Genomic DNA, 18,732 nt, shown 5'->3' with positions numbered 1-18,732 from the left:
CCCCGCCGTCCCACCGTGCGCCCGCGCCCGCGCCGCGGCCCGCCCCGGCGCCGGGCACTCCGTTGACGCCGCCGCGCTGGCGCGTGCACTTCGACAACGGCGAGAGCTTCGTGATCGCCGGCCTCGCGCTGGTCGGGCGCCGTCCCGAGGCGCGCTCGGGCGAGCAGGTGGCCCACCTCATCCCGCTGGCCTCGGCCGACATGTCGGTCTCCAAGACGCACGCCCAGTTCGGCCCCGCACCCGACGGGACGATCGTGGTGATGGACCGCGGCTCGACCAACGGCACGGTCCTGGTGCGCCAGGGCGTCTCGCGCCAGCTGGCGCCGGGCAAGCCTGCGGCGCTGGTCGATGGCGACAAGGTCGTCTACGGCGACCGCGAGATGCTCATCTCCCGAGAGGGCTGAGTCCCGCAGCAGCTCCGACGGGGCAGGATGTCCGACGTGCCGACCTTCCTGGACCTGCTCTACGACGAGGCGCCGCTGGCCGCCTTCGACGAGCACCTCGCGCAGTGCGAGGCGGATCTGGGCGAGGCCGATGCGGCCGTCGTGCGCTCGGAGTACGACGTGGCCGTGCGGCTGCGCGACCTGATGGGCCGGATGCGCTCCCGGGAGGCCGAGCTCTCCGCGCTCTACGAGACCGCCTCCGACCTCACGGCGATCCGCGACGTCGACACCATCCTCGCGGCGATCGTGCGACGCGCGMGTCAGCTCCTGCACTGCGACATGACCTACCTCTCGCTCAACGACGAGGGCGACGGCGCGTCCTACATGAAGGTCACGGACGGAGCGCTGACCCGCGAGTTCCAGACCCTGCGGCTGCCGCTCGGCACAGGCCTGCTGGGCCTGGTCGCCCAGACGGGCGCGGCCTACTTCACCGAGGACTACGCCTCGGACGAGCGGTTCGTGCACCAGGGCTACATCGACCAGGCGGTGGCCGGTGAGCAGATCCGCGCCATCCTCGGCGTGCCCCTGGTCCTCGACGGCGTGGTGATCGGGGCCCTCCTCGCGGTTCACCGGTCCGTGCGCCGCTTCCCGCAGTCGGAGGTCAGCCTGCTCACCTCCTTCGCGGCCCACGCGGTGGTGGCGCTGGAGAACGCCCGCCTGTTCGTCGAGCTCGACGAGGCCAACCGCTCCCTCACCCGGCACACCGAGGCCGTCGACGCCGCCGCGCTGGCCCACGACCGGCTCACCGACCTGCTCATCGGCGGCGGAGGCGTGGCCGAGGTGGCCGAGGTGCTCTCCGGCGTCCTCCACGGCGCGGTGTCGGTCTGGACACCCACCGGCGAGCTGCTGGCGGGGGACGACGCCCCGCAGGCGCGGCCGGACGCGGTGCCCGAGGCGGTGGCCGAGGCGGTGACCTCGGGCCGCTCGGTGGCGACCGGGTCGGGGCTCGTCGCCGCCGCGCTCGCCCGCACCGAGCACGTCGCCACCCTGGTCCTGCGACGCGACGAGCCGCTCGACCTCGCCGGGCGTCGTACGCTCGAGCGCGGAGCGCTGGTCACCGCGCTGGTCGTGCTCTTCGCCCGCTCCGTCACCGACGCCGAGGAGCGCCTCGGCGGCCAGCTCCTCGCCGACCTGCTGGAGTCCGACCCCGACTCGCGCGAGCGGTTGCGCGACCGCGTACGACGCCACAGCGCCAGCCTCGACGGCCCCGTGGTGGTCGCCGCCGCCACGGTGGACGGCGCGGACCGGCACCGCGCAAGCCGCGCCGCCGTGGCCCTCGCGCGGCGCAGCTCCGGCCTGGCCGGCGAGCACCGCGGCGCGGTGGTCGTGGTGGTGCCGAGCGAGGACCCCCGCCGCGTCGGGGTGGACCTGCAGGCGGCCGTGGCCGAGCTCGGGGGAGTGGCGACCGTCGGCGTCGCCGGCACGAGCGACGCGCTCCACGCTGACCGGCTGGTCACGGCCCACGACGAGGCGCGCCGCTGCCTCGACACGCTGGTCCGCCTCGGGCGCCGCGGCGCCGTGAGCGACCCGGCGGGCCTCGGCGTCGCCCGCCTCCTCCTCGGCGACAACGACCCCGCCCACGTCACGGCCTTCATCGAGGCCACGATCGGTCCGGTGCGGGGGTGGGACGAGCGTCGGGGGACCGGACTGGTGGCTACGCTCGAGGCGTGGTTCGCGAGCGGGGGCCACCTCAAGGACACCGCGGTCGCGCTGCACCTGCATCCCAACACAGTGACCCAGCGGCTCGAGCGGGTCGGCGAGCTGCTCGGCGCGGGATGGCGCGAGCCCGAGCGGTCGCTGGACCTGCAGCTCGCGCTCCGGCTGAGCCGCCTGCAGGACGGCTGACACGCCCGAGGGTGTGGGTGAACCACATGCTCGGCCCGCAACTGTAGTGGTAGTCCCCATGTGCGCTTCGTCACTTCGCTCCCTACGGTGAGGGCCATGACCACCGCCACCCCCGTCGCACCGCCCGCCCTCACCGGACGCCGGGCCCTCGTGACGGGCGCCGCCAGCGGCATCGGTGCGGCGGTCGCGGCGCGGCTCGCCGAGGCCGGCGCCGAGGTACACCTGCTCGACCGCGACGACGAGGGCGTCGCCAAGGTCGCCGCACAGGTGCACGGCACCCCGCACGTCGTCGACCTCACCGACGAGGCGGCCATCGCCGCCCTCGACCTCGACGTCGACATCCTGGTCAACAACGCCGGCATCCAGCACGTCGCCCCGGTCGAGGAGTTCGACCCCGAGCGGTTCCGCGCGATCCACGCGCTGATGCTGCACGCGCCGTTCCTGCTCGCGCGTCGCGTCCTGCCCGGGATGTACGCCCGGGGCTGGGGCCGGCTCGTCCACGTCTCGAGCGTCCACGGCCACCGCGCGTCGGCCTACAAGTCGGCGTACGTCAGCGCCAAGCACGGCCTCGAGGGACTGTCGAAGGTCATCGCGCTCGAGGCGGCGGACAAGGGCGTCACCAGCAACACCGTCTGCCCCGGCTATGTCCGCACGCCGCTGGTCGAGGGCCAGCTGACCGACCAGGCGCGCGCCCACGGCATCGCGGAGGACGAGGTCCTCGACTCCGTCCTGCTCGCCCGCACCCCGCTCAAGCGGCTCGTCGAGCCCGAGGAGGTCGCCGACGCGGTGGCCTTCCTGTGCAGCCCGGCCGCCACGTCGATGACCGGGACCTCGCTCTCCCTCGACGGCGGCTGGACCGCCGCCTAGCCCCACCCGCCACGCCTCCTGATCTCCCCCCATGAAAGGCACGTCATGAGCACCGACACCACCAGCACCGCCGGGCGCGGGGCGTCCGGCACCGAGCCGGAACGCACCAACATCGTCAAGGTCGTCTTCGCCTCGCTGATCGGCACCGCCGTCGAGTGGTACGACTTCTTCCTCTACGGCTCCGCCGCGGCGCTCGTCTTCGGCACGCTGTTCTTCCCCGAGAGCGAGCCCGCCACCGCGACCCTGCTGGCCTTCGGCACCTACGCGCTCGGCTTCGTCGCCCGCCCCCTCGGCGGCATCGTCTTCGGGCACTTCGGTGACAAGGTCGGGCGCAAGAAGATGCTCGTCGCTTCGCTCTTCCTCATGGGCCTCGCAACCGTCGCCATCGGCCTGCTTCCGACGTACGCCTCCATCGGCGTCGCCGCGCCGCTCCTCCTGCTGACCTGCCGCCTGGTGCAGGGCTTCGCGGTGGGTGGCGAGTGGGGTGGCGCCGTCCTGATGGCCGCCGAGCACGGCGACGACTCGCAGCGCGGCTTCTGGTCCTCGTGGCCGCAGGCCGGCGTGGCGCTGGGCAACCTGTTCGCCACCGGTGTGCTGTGGATCCTCGCGGCCGTCCAGTCGGACGCCGCCTTCGAGGCGTGGGGGTGGCGCATCCCGTTCCTGCTGAGCGCCGTGCTGGTCGCGGTCGGCCTGTGGGTGCGCCTGTCGATCGAGGAGTCCCCGGTCTTCACCGAGGCCAAGGCCGAGCTCGAGACCAAGGCGACCCCGCACCTGCCGCTGGTCGAGGTCTTCCGCAAGTACCCCAAGGAGGTCCTGGTGGCCATGGGGATGCGCATGGCCGAGAACATCTCCTACTACCTCTTCACGATCATCTCGATCTCGTTCCTCACGATCTACGCCGGCACCGCCGACGACAAGTCGCTGATCCTCAAGGCGCTGCTGATCGGCTCCGTGGTGCACTTCGTGACCATCCCGCTGATCGGCGCGCTCAGCGACCGTGTCGGGCGTCGACCCCTCTACCTCGCCGGTGCCGTCGGTGTCGCGGCGTGGTCGTGGGTCTTCTTCGACCTGATCGCCTCACGCTCCGAGGGCAAGATCATCCTCGCGATCGTCGTGGGCCTGGTCCTGCACGCGCTGATGTACGCCCCGCAGGCGGCGTTCTTCTCGGAGCTCTTCGGCACCTCGGTCCGCTACACCGGCGCCTCCGTCGGCTACCAGCTCGCCTCGATCTTCGCGGGCGCCCTCGCCCCGATCATCGCGATCGAGCTGCTCGGCGACGCGAGCGAGGGCGTGACCAACGTGCCCAAGGTGGCGATCTACATGACGATCGCGTCGGTGATCACCATCATCGCCGTGCTGGTCGCCCAGGAGACCAAGGCCACCTCGCTGCGCCACGACCGGGTGCTGCAGGACTGAGCCTGCCCGACCCGCTCACGGGCCGTCGTCCCACGTGGACGGCGGCCCGTCGGCGTGCGGGGTCAGGTCAGCGGGTGAGGGCGACCGGCACGCGGGTGACGCCCCCGCGGGCGCCGAGCCAGACGAGCATGCCGTCGTCGAGCCGGCCGGGAGCAGTGGACCCGGAGACCGTGATCGTGAAGTCGGCCGACTCGCCGGGGGCGAGGCGTACGGCGAGGGGCTGCACCCGCACGCGGTGGGCGGTGAAGCCGCGCGTGGTGACGGAGAAGTACTCCGGGCGGGTGCCGATGTTGGTCACCGTGCGCACCGCGCGGCGCTGCCGCGCCGGCATCAGGAGCGACGTCGTGTTGAGCCGCGCCAGGGAGTGGTGGCGCATCGCGCGGCGCCACTGCTCGGGAGCGACCTCGAGCGCGAGGTTGGCGTCGGGTGCGCGGCTCGGGAGGGCGCCGGCGCCCTGCTCGAGGACGGAGGAGCCGGGGATCGGGCGGGCCGACGTCGCCAGGAGCGACCGGACGACCGACGCCGACCGGTCGGGGTGCTCACCGAGGACGAGCGCCGCGAGCCCGCTCGCGTGGGCGGTGGCCGCCGAGCTGCCGCTGAAGACGCCCCACGTCCGGCCGGTGGACTCCGGCAGGGCACCGAGCACGGCATCGCCGTCGGCCACGGCGTCCGGCTTGACCGACGTCCCCCGGGGGTCGCCGGCGGCGCTCCACCGGGCCGTACGTCGCGTCCCGGGGTCACCGGCGATGCGGGAGACCGTCACGCGGGTGTCGGGGTGCCGTGACACCCAGCGGCTGAACGTGCGGCCGGCCGATGCGGACAGGTGGACCGTCGGGACGGAGTGGAGGTCGGCGGTCACCGAGCCGGGACGCCGGTTGACGAGCACCATGGCGCGGCCACCGGCCTGCGCGACGGACTCGGACTTGTCGATGCGCCCGATCCCGCCCCGCTGGCAGACGACGACCCGGTCAGCGACCAGGCGCGAGTCGAGGGCCCCGAGGCGGCACTGCGCGGCCTCGCGTCGCGTCGCACCGGGGGTCGCCGCGTCCTGGGCCAGCACGGCGCGGCCCCGCACCGTGGCAGGGCGCCCGCCGCCGTCCCACGAACGGCCGCCGGGGAGCACGACCCGGCCCCGCGACATCCGGCCGACCGCGGCACCGACGGTCGTGACCCACGGGGCCGTGTGCGCGGCGTAGGCCGACGCTCCGGAGTTGCCGGACGCGCCGATGACGACCACGTCGGCCTCGGCGGCGCCGAGGAGCGCCACCTGGAGGGTGTCGATGAGCTCGCCCCCTGCGAGGGCCAGGCTGAGGACGTCGACGCCGTCGGCGACCGCGGCGTCGACCGCGGACACGACGTCGGCGGTCGAGCAGCCGTCGTCGGCGGGGTCGGGTGCTCCCCAGCAGGCCTTGTAGGTGGCGACCCGCGCCTGCGGCGCCACGCCGCCGAAGAAGCCGGCGTCACGGTCGTCGACCCGGACGCTGACACCGGCGTTGCCGGCCGCGACCGAGGAGACCTGCGTGCCGTGCCCGAGCGCGTCGCGCGGCGACAGCGACTCCGAGGACCTCACGCGGTCGGCGCCGAACCCGCCGACGTACCAGCGGGCGCCGACGATCTTGCGGGTGCAGTCGTTGACCGTCCAGCCGTCGCCCTCGGCGCACGCGCCGGCGAAGCCCTCGGGGTCGGCGCCGAGACCCGGCACCTCCGCGAAGGCGGGCGACTCCGGCGCGATGCCCGAGTCGACGACACCGATCACCACGCCGGCCCCGCCCCGGAGGCGGGGGCTGGCCGCGGCGCCGCGGACGGCCGCGAACGACGTCCGCCCGGCCATCGGGCGGATGGAGTCGGCCTCGACCGAGGCGACGCCGGGCTGGTCGACGAGGGCGGTCAGCTGGGCCTCGGTCAGGCGGACCGCGAAGCCGTTGAGCGCGGTGGTCCAGCGGTAGACGGGCTCGCCGGCACCGACGGCGGTGAGCACGGCGTCCTGCGCGGCCAGCAGCTCGGGTGCCTCCGCGCGGCCGGCGGCGGTGCCGCCGCCGTTCATCGTCACGAGGGCGAGGTCGCCCGGCGCTGCGGTGGGCGGGGCGTCGTCGGCGGTCGCGACGGCAGGGACGGACAGGCCGAGGGCGAGCGTGAGCAGGCCGCAGCCGATCAGCCGTCTGGTCCGTCGTGTCCGCACGTGTCTCTCCCGCTCAGCAGCTCTGGTCACCCTCCACCCCCAGCGGTGGGACCCCCGAGCCTCCCATGGTCCCAGTAGTGCCGTCACCAAATCAAAGCCCTCCCCCCAGGACCCGGCGCCAGAACCCGTTGGTCGGGGGTCGGTGGCGCCCCCTATCCTGTGCCCGGCCGGGTGGAACCACGCGGCGCCGAGTGCTGAGCTGAGTGGGGTGGACCGTGCCGAGTGGCAAGGTGAAGTGGTACGACACGGAGAAGGGCTTCGGCTTCCTGTCGCAGGAGGACGGCCCGGACGTCTACGTCCACGCCGACGCGCTGCCCGAGGGCACGGCCACGCTCAAGGCCGGCACGAAGGTCGAGTTCGGCATCGCCCAGGGTCGCCGCGGCGACCAGGCGCTGCAGGTGCGCGTCATCGACGCCCCCGCCTCGGTCGCGCGCAACCAGCGCAACGCCCAGCGCAAGCAGCCGGAGGCGATGGTGACGATCGTCGAGGACCTCATCAAGATGCTCGAGGGCGTGGAGGAGACCTACCGGCGGGGCCGGCACCCCGAGCGCGCGGCCGCGCGAGGCACGGCGAAGGTGCTGCGCGCCCTCGCCGACGAGCTCGACGCCTGATCCACCGCGACCGGCGGCGTCGTCAGGTGCGCGCCGGCTGTGACGCCCGGTCCGGACGGCTGAACAGCACGAACGCCGCCCAGAGCCCCAGGACCCCGGCCGCGATGCCGAGGCCGAGCTGCGGCATCAGCGGCATCACGATCCCCACGAAGCCGCCGATGACCCACGCCAGCTGGAGCGTGGTGTCGGAGCGGGCGAACGCGCTGGCCTGGATGCGGCTGGGGATGTCGCGCTGGATCGTCGAGTCGAGCGACAGCTTGGCGAGCGACTGCGCGAGGCCAGCTGTCAGCCCGAGCAGCACGAGGGTGGCGAGCCCGTAGAACAACGCCGCCAGGGTCGCGACGACGACGTCGGCCAGCAGGGCGATCACCACCGTCATCGCCGGGTTCAGGCGTCTGAGCAGCGACCCGATCGTGATGCCGATGGTGTTGCCGAGGCCCGCCGCGCCGATCACGAGCCCGAGCAGCACCTCGGGCCGCCAGTCGCCGATCGGGTTGTCGCGCAGCAGGAACGCCATGAACATCGTGAGGAAGCCCGAGAACCACCGCGGTCCACAGTTGGCCCGCAACGCGAACGCCACCGCCCCGGGGATGCGGGTGCGCGGGCGACGGCCGGTGCGCACCTCGTCGGTCGAGCCGGTCAGCACCATCTCGCCCTCGCCGTGGCTGGAGTCGACCTTCTGCGGCAGCCGGATCGCCCAGATCGTCGCGAGCACGAAGACCAGGAAGCCGTAGCGCAGCGACCACTCCGGGCCGAAGGTCGAGGCGAGGATGGCGAGCGGTGCGGACAGACCCGCGCCGACCACGCCCGCGAGCGACACCCGGGCGTTGGCCTTGACGAGCGTCAGGTCGGGCGGCAGCAGCCGGGGGACCGCCGCGGCGCGCGTGACGCCGTACGCCTTGGAGGCGACGAGGCAGCCCAGCGCCGCCGGGAACAGCCAGTCGGACTCGGTGACCACGGCCGTCGCCAGCACCCAGCAGAGGAAGCAGCGGATCGCCATGGTCGCGCCCACGGCCCACCGCCGGCCGTGGCTGAAGCGGTCGAGGAACGGGCCGATCAGCGGCGCGACGATCGCGAAGGGCAGCATCGTCAGGCCCAGGAACAGCGCGACCTGGCCGCGGGCCTCCCCGGTCGGGACCTGGAAGAACAGGGTGCCGGCGAGCGAGATCGCGACGGCGGCGTCACCGGCGGCGTTGAAGGCGTGGAGCTCGATCAGGCGCGAGAGCCCCGAGTCGCCGGCGCCCTCCGCGCGGGTGGCCCGCCGTGTCTGCGCGACCGCGAACTGACCGGCGGTCCCCGCGCCGCGACCGGCCGCCCGGGCTCCGCGGGCAGCCCCGGCGAACGAGCGTCGTACGGCGCCCGCACGGGGTGCGCCGGCTCCCGCCGCCGGTGCGTCGGTGCCCGATCGGGGTGCGTCGGTGGCGGTGTCGGAGCGCTCCGACTGCGGACCCGCGGTGGGTTCGGGGCGGTCGGACGTCACGTGCACCATCTTGGCCTACGGCTCCCGGCCCCGCGTCCGACACCCGCAGGTCTGGTCGCGTCCGGCGTCCCCGACGGGACAGGACCACCAGCCATTTGCCATGATGCGCAGGTGATCGCTCTCCCTACTCGTGCCGGCAAGCCCGACTCGGTCCTCGCCAAGGCGGTGGAGCTGGCGCGCAGCGTCGTCCTCGAGGTCGCCGACCCGACCGACATCGGCGACCACCTCGGCGCCCGCGCCGAGGGCGAGCGCGTCGTCACCCACCACTTCTCGTGCACCCGCCCGGGCTACCCGGGCTGGTACTGGTCGGTCACCATGACCCGCGCCAAGCGCGGCAAGGACCTGACCGTCAACGAGGTCGTCCTGCTGCCCGGCGACGAGGCCATCGTGGCGCCCGACTGGGTGCCCTACAAGGAGCGCCTCCAGCCCGGCGACCTGTCACCCGGCGACCTCCTGCCCGTCGAGGACGAGGACGCCCGGCTGGTCCCGACCTACCTCGTCGGCGACGACCCGATCGACACCCCGCTCGACGGTGACGCCCGGGCGCAGGTGCGCCGCGTGGCCGAGGACCTCGGGCTGGGCCGCGTCCGCACCCTGAGCCGCGAGGGACTCGACATGGCGGCCGAGCGCTGGCACGCGGGACCCGGCGGCCCGGAGGCGCCGCTGGCGAAGAGCGCGCCGGACAGCTGCTGGTCCTGCGGCTTCCTGGTCCGCCTCAACGGGTCGCTGTCGATGAGCTTCGGCGTCTGCGCCAACGGCAACGCCAACGACGACGGCCGCGTGGTCTCCGTCGACCACGGCTGTGGCGCGCACTCCGAGGTCAAGCTCGCGCGCAAGCAGCAGCCGCTGCCGCTCCCGGACCACGTGCACGACACCGTGGGCGACGACGAGCTCGAGCCCCTCTGAGACCCAGGGTCCTGGCGCAGGCTCAGCGGCCGAGGACCCACACGGCGTAGTCGTCGACCGGCTCGTGCAGCTCGTAGCTGCCGAACCGGTGCACCACCCGGAGCCCGGCCGCCTCCACGTCGGCGACGAACTCGTCGGCGGGATAGGTGCGGCTGCCGGCCTTGACCGCCTGGAGGTGGAAGCCCACGAGGGCGCGCCCGCTCGGGGCGAGCAGGTCGCGCACCCGCTGCAGCACGCCCCGCTCGGTGCCCTCGGCGAGGAAGATCATCACGTTGCCGACGAGCACCGCGAGGTCGAACGCGCCCAGCTCGGCCGGGTCGAGGGCCAGCGCGTCGTGGGGCAGGACCTCGAGGTCGGCGTAGGTCGCCCGCGACTGGTCGCGGAGCGCCGGGTCGGGCTCGGTCGCGACGACGTCGTGGCCTCGAGCCGCCAGCTCGGCCGCGACGCGGCCCATGCCGGAGCCGATGTCGATGATCCGGGCGCCGCGCGGGACCAGCGCATCGGCCAGCCGGGCCTCGCCGGCGACGTCGGCGCCCTGCGCGACGAGGTCGGCGAAGTGGCGTCCGTAGCCGCGGTTGTCCTCGCCCGCGAGCTCCCAGCGGGTCGGCGTCGTCATGCGCGGACGCTCATCGGACCGCCTGCTGCGCGGCCCGCTCCTTGCGCCGGCGACGGCAGTACTCCAGGCCGCAGAGGCCGAGCCCGAAACCGGCGAGGCAGGTCCACAGCCACCAGGTGCGGCCGCTGTCCTCGAGTGCGCCCCAGAAGGGCAGCAGGCCCAGGAAACCCAGCAGCCACAGCGCGGTGCCGACCTCGGTCGTACGGACTCCGTCGACGTCGAGCGGCTCGACCTGCGCCACGATGTAGGTGCGCCGACCGATCTCGTGCTGCGTCGGCTGCTCGTCACCCAGGTCCACGCGCTCACGCTACACGCGAGTGGTGGTGCAGCGCGGGCCCCTCTTCGTGCCACACTGCGGTCCTGTGAGCGACCAGACGCAGACAGCGCGACCGCGACCGCAGGGCTCGGGCCTCGACGGCTACTTCAAGATCAGCGAGCGCGGCTCGTCCGTCGGCCGTGAGGTCCGCGGCGGCGTCGTGACCTTCTTGACGATGGCCTACATCATCGTGCTCAACCCGCTGATCCTCGGCTTCGTGCCCGACTCGACGGGCGCCTTCCTGGGCGGCGGGGCCGAGCCGGGCAGCGGCATCCCGGCCATCGCGGCAGGTACGGCGCTGGTCGCCGGCGTGCTGACGATCGCCATGGGCGGGTTCGCCAACTTCCCGCTCGCCCTGGCCACGGGGCTCGGCCTCAACGCGTTCGTCGCGAACACGATCGCCCGCCAGTCCACCTGGGAGGCGGCGATGGGGCTCGTCGTGCTCGAGGGCATCCTGATCCTGCTGCTGGTGCTCACCGGCTTCCGGAAGGCCGTCTTCCACGCCGTCCCGCAGCAGCTCAAGGTCGCGATCTCGGTCGGGATCGGCCTGTTCATCGCCCTCATCGGCTTCGTCGACGCCCGCGTCGTGACCCGCATCCCCGACGCGTTCCAGACCACCGTCCCGGTCCAGCTCGGCGCCGACGGCCACCTCGGCGGGTGGCCGGTGCTGGTGTTCTGCCTGGGCCTGGCGCTCATGATCGCCCTCTGGGTGCGCAAGGTGCGCGGCGCGATCCTCATCTCGATCCTCGTCACCACCGTGGTGGCCGTCGTGGTCGAGGCGATCGGTGAGCTGGGTGCCGCGTCGGGCGACAACCCCACGGGCTGGTCGCTCAGTGTGCCCACCCTCAGCGGCGACTTCGTCGCTTTGCCGTCCTTCGACACCCTCGGCAAGGTCGACCTGTTCGGCGCCTTCGGCAGCGCCGGCACCGGCGTGCTGGCCGCGCTGCTCCTCGTCTTCTCGCTCCTGCTGGCCGACTTCTTCGACACGATGGGGACGATGACGGCCATCGGTGCCGAGGCCAGCCTCAACGACGAGGAGGGCACGCCGCCCAACGCCCAGCGCATCCTGGTCGTCGACTCGGTCGCCGCGATCGCCGGTGGCGCCGCGGGCGTCTCGTCCAACACCTCCTACATCGAGAGCGCCTCGGGCGTCGGCGAGGGCGCCCGCACGGGGCTGGCCTCCATCGTCACCGGTGCGCTGTTCCTGCTCGCCACCTTCTTCACCCCCCTCGTCGCGGCCATCCCGTCGGAGGCGGCCGTCCCGGCGCTGGTGCTGGTGGGCTTCCTGATGATGCAGCAGGTCACCGAGATCGACTGGCGCGACCTCGAGGTGGCCATCCCGGCGTTCCTCACCGTCGTCCTGATGCCCTTCACGTACTCGATCTCGGTCGGCATCGGCGCCGGCTTCGTGGCGTACGTCTTCATCAAGGTCGTCGTCGGCAAGGCCCGGGAGGTCCACCCGCTCATGTGGGTCGTCGCGGCCCTCTTCGTCGTCTTCTTCGCCTACACGCCCATCAGCGGCTGGCTCTCCTGACCGCCTGAAGGTCCCGCGCGAGGGTGAACCTCACGACGTCAGCGATCCCCGGTCAGCCGGGGATCACTGAACATGTCGGCCCGTGCAAAGCCTGACAACTTCAGCGATCCCCGGTCAGCCGGGGATCGCTGAAGGGCGCCATCGGCGGCCGGAATAGTTAGCAGAAGTAATGAGTTATGCTAACGACATGCCGACCGCCGACCTCCGCACCGACGCCGGGCTCGCCTCAGAGCTGCGGGCAGGTGTCATGCGCCTGCGCCGCCGACTCGTCAACGAGCGCCACCCCGACAACGACCTGAGCATCCCGCAGATGGTCGTGCTCGGGCTCCTCGTGCGGATCGGCGAGCAGACCGTCGGCGACCTGGCGCGCGCCGAGCGCGTCCAGCCGCCGTCCATGACCCGCACGGTCAACTGCCTGGAGAGCGACGGCTACGTCGAGCGCCGCCCCCACGAGACCGACGGACGCCAGGTCGTCGTCTCGATCACCGACGCCGGCCGTGCCGCCGTGCTGGCCGACCGCCAGCGCCGCGACGCCTGGCTGTCCCAGCGCCTCGCCGGGCTCACGCCGGCCGAGCGCGCCACCCTCCGCGACGCGGCGCCGATCCTGGCCCGGCTCGCCGTCGCCGACTGACCACCTGACCGAATGATCGACTGAGGAGTCACCACGAGTCCCACGTTCCGCTCCCTCTCCAACGCGAACTACCGCCTGTACGCCGCCGGCGGTGTCGTGTCCAACACCGGCACCTGGATGCAGCGCGTCGCCCAGGACTGGCTGGTGCTCGAGCTCGCCGTCGGGTCCGGCGCCACCGCGCTGGGCATCACGACCGGGCTCCAGTTCCTGCCGTTCCTGCTGCTGACGCCGTTCGCCGGCCTCATCGCCGACCGGATGCCCAAGCAGCGACTGCTGCAGCTCACCAACCTCGGCATGGCGCTCCCGGCCGCCGTCCTCGGCATCCTCGCCGTCACCGGCGTCGCCGAGGTCTGGCACGTCTACGTCCTCGCCCTCCTGCTCGGCTCGGCGTCGGCGTTCGACGCACCGGCCCGGCAGTCGTTCGTCTCCGAGCTCGTCGAGCCGGGCGACCTCACCAACGCCGTCGGCCTCAACTCCGCCAGCTTCAACGCCGCCCGCCTCGTCGGTCCCGGCCTCGCCGGCCTGCTCATCGCCGCCTTCGGCGGGGGATCGGTCGCGACCGGCTGGGTCATCCTGCTCAACGCGGTGTCGTACGCCGCCCCGATCTGGTCGCTGCGCCACCTCGACGCCAGCAGGATCGACGCCGCGGCGCCGGCCGACCGCGGGCCCGGCGCGATCCGGGAGGGCGTGGCCTACGTCCGGGCGCGCCCGGACCTGCTGCTCGTGCTGGGACTGGTGTTCTTCGCCGGCACCTTCGGCCTCAACTTCCAGATCACCTCCGCGCTGATGGCCACCGAGGTGTTCGGCAAGGGGCCCGAGGAGTTCGGCCTGCTCGGCACCTTCCTGGCCGTCGGCTCGCTGACGGGTGCCCTGCTCGCCGCGCGGCGCAACCAGGTGCGCCACCGCCTCGTCGTGGGTGCCGCACTGGCGTTCGGGCTGTCGGTGATGCTCGCCGGGCTGATGCCCTCCTACCTCACCTTCGCGCTGCTCGCGCCGGTCACCGGACTGACCGCGCTGACCTTCATCACCAGCGCCAACACCTACATGCAGCTGCACACCGACGCCGGGGTCCGCGGCCGGGTGATGGCCCTCTACCTGATGATCTTCATGGGCGGGACGCCCGTCGGCGCACCCATCATCGGCTGGATCGGTGAGGAGTACGGCGCACGCTGGACGCTGCTGGGCGGCGGGCTGCTCACGATCGCCGGTGTGGCGCTCTCGGCGGGCCTCTACCTCAGGGCCGACCGGGCGCGGCGCGAGCGTGACCCCCGCGTGCCCGAAGCGACCGTCCAGGCGGCACCAGCGGCATTTTGATTCTGCCGTGGCGCACGAGTAGCCTCAATCCTCGTGTCTGGCACGTCCAGACCCATGCCCATGCTCCGGAATTCGCGGCGTCTCATGCCGCGCCCCGGCTGGCCACGGAATTCGCAACAGGCACGCGCAACAACGCATGACACCCGAGCCCGGCACCTCGCCGAGCCGTGACAGATGACAGAGAGAGGGAACCACCCGGTGCCCACCATCAACCAGCTGGTCCGCAAGGGCCGCCAGGACAAGGTGTCGAAGAACAAGACGCCTGCCCTGAAGGGATCCCCGCAGCGCCGAGGCGTCTGCACCCGCGTCTACACGACCACCCCGAAGAAGCCGAACTCCGCCCTCCGCAAGGTCGCCCGCGTGCGCCTGAGCAGTGGCGTCGAGGTCACCGCCTACATCCCGGGTGTCGGTCACAACCTGCAGGAGCACTCGATCGTGCTCGTGCGCGGCGGCCGTGTGAAGGACCTTCCCGGTGTCCGCTACAAGATCATCCGCGGCTCGCTCGACACCCAGGGTGTCAAGAACCGCAAGCAGGCCCGCAGCCGCTACGGCGCGAAGAAGGAGAAGTAATGCCTCGCAAGGGTCCCGCTCCCAAGCGCCCCCTCGTCGTCGACCCGGTCTACGGCTCCCAGCTGGTCACCCAGCTCGTGAGCAAGGTCCTGCAGGACGGCAAGAAGGCTGTGGCGCAGCGCATCGTCTACACCGCTCTCGAGGGCTGCCGCGAGAAGACCGGCACCGACCCCGTCGTCACGCTCAAGCGCGCGATGGACAACGTCAAGCCGGCCATCGAGGTCAAGTCCCGCCGCGTCGGTGGCGCGACCTACCAGGTCCCCATCGAGGTCAAGGCCAACCGCTCCACCACGCTGGCCCTGCGCTGGCTCGTGGGCTACGCCGCCGACCGCCGCGAGAAGACCATGTCCGAGCGCCTGATGAACGAGATCCTCGACGCGAGCAACGGCCTCGGTGCCGCTGTGAAGAAGCGCGAGGACACCCACAAGATGGCCGAGTCCAACAAGGCCTTCGCTCACTACCGCTGGTGACGGCGAGGGGCCGTACGACCCGCACCGCGCGTCGTACGGCCCCTCACCCCACGAGCTCCCACCAACTTTCGAGGGACTGAGACACAACAGTGGCTGTCGACATCACCACCGACCTCAACAAGGTCCGCAACATCGGCATCATGGCGCACATCGACGCCGGCAAGACCACCACCACCGAGCGCATCCTCTTCTACACCGGCATCACCTACAAGATCGGTGAGGTCCACGAGGGTGGCGCCACGATGGACTGGATGGAGCAGGAGCAGGAGCGCGGCATCACCATCACGTCCGCCGCGACGACCTGCTGGTGGAAGGACCACCAGATCAACATCATCGACACGCCCGGCCACGTGGACTTCACCGCCGAGGTCGAGCGCTCGCTGCGCGTCCTCGACGGCGCCGTGGCGGTGTTCGACGGTGTCGCCGGTGTGGAGCCGCAGACCATGACGGTGTGGCGCCAGGCCAACAAGTACTCCGTCCCCCGCATGTGCTTCGTCAACAAGCTCGACCGCACCGGAGCGGACTTCTTCCGCTGCGTCGACATGATGGTCGAGCGCCTCAACTCCACCCCGCTGGTCCTCCAGCTCCCCATCGGTGCCGAGTCCGACTTCCTCGGTGTCGTCGACCTGGTCGGCATGCGTGCCCTCACCTGGCGCGGCGAGACCACCATGGGCGAGGACTACGAGGTCGAGGAGATCCCGGCCGAGCTCGCCGAGCAGGCTGCGGAGTACCGCGAGAAGTTCATCGAGACGCTCGCCGAGGCCGACGACGACATCATGGAGAAGTACCTCGAGGAGGGTGACGAGAACTTCACCGTCGCCGAGCTCGAGGCCGCGATCCGTCGCGCCACGCTGGCCGACAAGCTCAACCCGGTCCTGTGCGGCACCGCGTTCAAGAACAAGGGCGTCCAGCCCCTGCTCGACGCGGTCGTCAAGTTCCTGCCGTCGCCGCTCGACATCGACGGCATCCAGGGCCACTCGGTCAAGGACGAGAACGAGGTCATCGTTCGCCAGCCGTCCGACAGCGAGCCGTTCTCCGGCCTGGCCTACAAGATCGCCTCCGACCCGCACCTTGGCAAGCTGATCTACGTCCGCGTCTACTCCGGCAAGCTCGAGGCCGGCTCGACCGTGGTCAACTCGGTCAACGGCCGCAAGGAGCGGATCGGCAAGGTCTACCAGATGCACGCCAACAAGCGTGAGGAGATCGCGTCGGTCGGCGCCGGCCAGATCGTGGCGGTGATGGGTCTGAAGGACACCAAGACCGGTCACACGCTCAGCGACCCGAACAACCAGGTCGTGCTCGAGTCGATGACGTTCCCGGCCCCGGTGATCGAGGTCGCGATCGAGCCCAAGACGAAGAGCGACCAGGAGAAGCTGGGCACCGCGATCCAGCGCCTCTCCGACGAGGACCCGACCTTCACGGTCAAGGCCGACGAAGAGACCGGCCAGACGATCATCGCCGGCATGGGCGAGCTGCACCTCGAGATCCTGGTCGACCGCATGAAACGCGAGTTCCGCGTCGAGGCGACCGTCGGCAAGCCGCAGGTGGCCTACCGCGAGACCGTCCGCAACACGGTCGAGAAGCACTCCTACACCCACAAGAAGCAGACCGGTGGTTCGGGTCAGTTCGCCAAGGTTGTCGTCAACCTCGGTCCGAACATCGACCCGGAGACCGGCACCGGCGCGGGCTACGAGTTCGTGAACAACGTGTCCGGTGGTCGCGTGCCGAAGGAGTACATCCCCTCGGTCGACCAGGGTGGCCAGGAGGCCATGGAGTTCGGCGTGCTCGCCGGCTACCCCATGGTGGACGTGAAGTTCTCCCTCGAGGACGGCGCCTACCACGACGTCGACTCGTCCGAGCTCGCGTTCAAGATCGCCGGAAACCAGGCCTTCAAGGAGGCCGCACGCAAGGCAAAGCCGGTCCTTCTCGAGCCGATGTTCGCCGTAGAGGTCACCACGCCCGACACGTTCCTGGGCACCGTGATCGGCGACATCAACTCGCGTCGTGGCCAGATCCAGGCTCAGGAGGAGCGTCACGGCGACATGGTCGTCAACGCCCTTGTGCCCCTGTCCGAGATGTTCGGGTACGTTGGCGACCTGAGGTCCAAGACCTCCGGTCAGGCGTCGTACTCGATGGAGTTCGACTCGTACGCCGAGGTTCCCACGAACATCGCCGACGAGATCATCAAGAAGGTCCGCGGCGAGTAATCTCGCCCGGATCCTCGGCACCAGCACCACCCCACACCCACGAGTCAAGTAACAACAATCAGGAGGAGCCCCAGTGGCTAAGGCGAAGTTCGAGCGGACCAAGCCGCACGTCAACATCGGCACCATCGGTCACATCGACCACGGCAAGACGACGCTGACCGCGGCGATCACCAAGGTGCTGCACGACAAGTACCCGAACCTCAACGAGGCTTCGGCGTTCGACCAGATCGACAAGGCTCCCGAGGAGCGCCAGCGCGGCATCACGATCTCGATCGCGCACGTCGAGTACCAGACCGAGGCGCGCCACTACGCGCACGTCGACTGCCCCGGTCACGCCGACTACATCAAGAACATGATCACCGGCGCGGCCCAGATGGACGGCGCGATCCTCGTGGTCGCCGCCACCGACGGCCCGATGCCGCAGACGCGTGAGCACGTGCTGCTCGCCCGCCAGGTCGGCGTGCCGGCCCTGGTCGTGGCGCTCAACAAGTGCGACATGGTCGACGACGAGGAGCTCATCGAGCTCGTCGAGATGGAGGTGCGCGAGCTCCTCTCGGAGTACGAGTTCCCGGGCGACGACATCCCCGTGGTTCGCGTTGCCGCCTTCCCGGCCCTGCAGGGTGACGAGAAGTGGGCCGACTCGATCGTCGAGCTCATGACGGCGGTGGACGAGTCCATCCCGACGCCCGAGCGCGAGACCGACAAGCCGTTCCTCATGCCCGTCGAGGACGTCTTCACGATCACCGGTCGTGGCACCGTCATCACCGGTCGCATCGAGCGCGGCATCGTCAAGGTCAACGAGGAGGTCGAGATCATCGGCATCCGCGAGACCGCCCAGAAGTCGACCGTCACCGGTGTCGAGATGTTCCGCAAGCTCCTCGACGAGGGCCAGGCGGGCGAGAACGTCGGTCTGCTCCTCCGTGGCACCAAGCGCGAGGACATCGAGCGCGGCATGGTCGTCATCAAGCCGGGCACCACGACGCCTCACACGAACTTCGAGGCCTCGGTCTACATCCTCAGCAAGGACGAGGGCGGCCGTCACACGCCGTTCTTCAACAACTACCGTCCCCAGTTCTACTTCCGTACGACTGACGTGACCGGTGTTGTGACCCTGCCCGAGGGCACCGAGATGGTCATGCCGGGTGACAACACCGAGATGTCGGTGGAGCTCATCCAGCCCATCGCGATGGACGAGGGCCTGCGCTTCGCCATCCGCGAGGGTGGCCGCACGGTCGGCGCGGGCCGCGTCGTCAAGATCACCAAGTGATCTGAGCGCCTGAGGGCGCACCAGCACCACACCGAGACCCCGTCTCCCGCAAGGGAGGCG

General features: G+C 71.5%; 16 protein-coding genes and 1 pseudogene. 13 read left to right on the top strand and 4 right to left on the bottom strand.

Features of this window, described 5'->3' with window-relative positions; all coding sequences use genetic code 11:
* From AC1DP1_RS14715 to AC1DP1_RS14700, 4 genes are all read left to right on the top strand, one after another.
* Positions 1-404 (top strand): FHA domain-containing protein (locus AC1DP1_RS14715; protein ID WP_477507441.1); only part of this gene is annotated, 404 nt, incomplete at its 5' end.
* Between the two features lie 36 nt (positions 405-440).
* Entirely contained in the window at positions 441-2,288 is a 1,848-nt protein-coding gene (locus AC1DP1_RS14710) for a helix-turn-helix domain-containing protein (RefSeq protein WP_477507440.1), read from the top strand.
* A 96-nt stretch (positions 2,289-2,384) separates the two neighbouring features.
* The gene (locus AC1DP1_RS14705) at positions 2,385-3,155 is read left to right on the top strand and encodes a 3-hydroxybutyrate dehydrogenase (RefSeq protein WP_477507439.1); all 771 of its coding nucleotides are present in this window, start codon (positions 2,385-2,387) and stop codon (positions 3,153-3,155) included.
* A gap of 45 nt (positions 3,156-3,200) precedes the next feature.
* Positions 3,201-4,571, top strand: coding sequence for an MFS transporter (locus tag AC1DP1_RS14700; protein WP_477507438.1), 1,371 nt, complete (start codon positions 3,201-3,203; stop codon positions 4,569-4,571).
* A gap of 67 nt (positions 4,572-4,638) precedes the next feature.
* On the opposite strand, the gene AC1DP1_RS14695 is transcribed toward AC1DP1_RS14700, so the two are convergent.
* A complete protein-coding gene (locus AC1DP1_RS14695) occupies positions 4,639-6,750 on the bottom strand; it encodes a S8 family serine peptidase (protein WP_477507437.1) in 2,112 nt (703 codons plus the stop codon).
* Between the two features lie 215 nt (positions 6,751-6,965).
* On the opposite strand from AC1DP1_RS14695, the gene AC1DP1_RS14690 reads away from it, so the two are divergent.
* On the top strand, positions 6,966-7,361 hold the full coding sequence (locus AC1DP1_RS14690; RefSeq protein WP_477507436.1) for a cold-shock protein: 396 nt from the start codon (positions 6,966-6,968) through the stop codon (positions 7,359-7,361).
* Between the two features lie 22 nt (positions 7,362-7,383).
* Here the strand turns inward: AC1DP1_RS14690 and AC1DP1_RS14685 are convergent, their stop codons facing one another.
* On the bottom strand, positions 7,384-8,841 hold the full coding sequence (locus AC1DP1_RS14685; RefSeq protein WP_477507435.1) for an MFS transporter: 1,458 nt from the start codon (positions 8,839-8,841) through the stop codon (positions 7,384-7,386).
* Between the two features lie 111 nt (positions 8,842-8,952).
* On the opposite strand from AC1DP1_RS14685, the gene AC1DP1_RS14680 reads away from it, so the two are divergent.
* Complete coding sequence (locus AC1DP1_RS14680) at positions 8,953-9,747, top strand: DUF3027 domain-containing protein (RefSeq protein ID WP_477507434.1); 795 nt, start codon at positions 8,953-8,955, stop codon at positions 9,745-9,747.
* A 22-nt stretch (positions 9,748-9,769) separates the two neighbouring features.
* Here AC1DP1_RS14680 and AC1DP1_RS14675 read toward each other — a convergent pair whose 3' ends face one another.
* Together AC1DP1_RS14675 and AC1DP1_RS14670 are read right to left on the bottom strand one after the other, a co-directional pair.
* Positions 9,770-10,363 carry a class I SAM-dependent methyltransferase gene (locus AC1DP1_RS14675; RefSeq protein WP_300049758.1) on the bottom strand — a complete coding sequence of 198 codons (594 nt, stop codon included), beginning with the start codon at positions 10,361-10,363 and terminating at the stop codon, positions 9,770-9,772.
* 10 nt (positions 10,364-10,373) lie between these two features.
* Positions 10,374-10,661: a DUF2530 domain-containing protein gene (locus AC1DP1_RS14670; protein WP_477507433.1), complete on the bottom strand. Its 288-nt coding sequence runs from the start codon at positions 10,659-10,661 to the stop codon at positions 10,374-10,376.
* A 64-nt stretch (positions 10,662-10,725) separates the two neighbouring features.
* On the opposite strand from AC1DP1_RS14670, the gene AC1DP1_RS14665 reads away from it, so the two are divergent.
* From AC1DP1_RS14665 to tuf, 7 genes and pseudogenes are all read left to right on the top strand, one after another.
* Positions 10,726-12,213: an NCS2 family permease gene (locus tag AC1DP1_RS14665; protein WP_477507432.1), complete on the top strand. Its 1,488-nt coding sequence runs from the start codon at positions 10,726-10,728 to the stop codon at positions 12,211-12,213.
* A 187-nt stretch (positions 12,214-12,400) separates the two neighbouring features.
* Positions 12,401-12,844, top strand: a complete 444-nt coding sequence (locus AC1DP1_RS14660; RefSeq protein WP_300049766.1) for a MarR family winged helix-turn-helix transcriptional regulator — start codon at positions 12,401-12,403, stop codon at positions 12,842-12,844.
* A 57-nt stretch (positions 12,845-12,901) separates the two neighbouring features.
* Positions 12,902-14,158, top strand: a pseudogene (locus AC1DP1_RS14655) (MFS transporter); the annotation flags it as partial.
* Between the two features lie 198 nt (positions 14,159-14,356).
* On the top strand, positions 14,357-14,728 hold the full coding sequence (gene rpsL / locus AC1DP1_RS14650; RefSeq protein ID WP_056906817.1) for a 30S ribosomal protein S12: 372 nt from the start codon (positions 14,357-14,359) through the stop codon (positions 14,726-14,728).
* Positions 14,728-15,198, top strand: coding sequence for a 30S ribosomal protein S7 (gene rpsG, locus AC1DP1_RS14645; RefSeq protein WP_191194606.1), 471 nt, complete (start codon positions 14,728-14,730; stop codon positions 15,196-15,198). Before rpsL ends, rpsG begins: the two co-directional genes overlap by 1 nt.
* A gap of 89 nt (positions 15,199-15,287) precedes the next feature.
* The gene (gene fusA, locus AC1DP1_RS14640; protein ID WP_191194607.1) at positions 15,288-17,405 is read left to right on the top strand and encodes an elongation factor G; all 2,118 of its coding nucleotides are present in this window, start codon (positions 15,288-15,290) and stop codon (positions 17,403-17,405) included.
* A gap of 73 nt (positions 17,406-17,478) precedes the next feature.
* Positions 17,479-18,672, top strand: a complete 1,194-nt coding sequence (gene tuf, locus AC1DP1_RS14635) for an elongation factor Tu (protein ID WP_300049773.1) — start codon at positions 17,479-17,481, stop codon at positions 18,670-18,672.
* Positions 18,673-18,732 lie beyond the last annotated feature (60 nt).

The sequence above is a fragment of the Nocardioides sp. P4_G10 genome, assembly GCF_056401175.1.
Note: the sequence above shows the minus strand (reverse complement) of the source record. Positions and strands in the feature narration are given on the sequence as shown.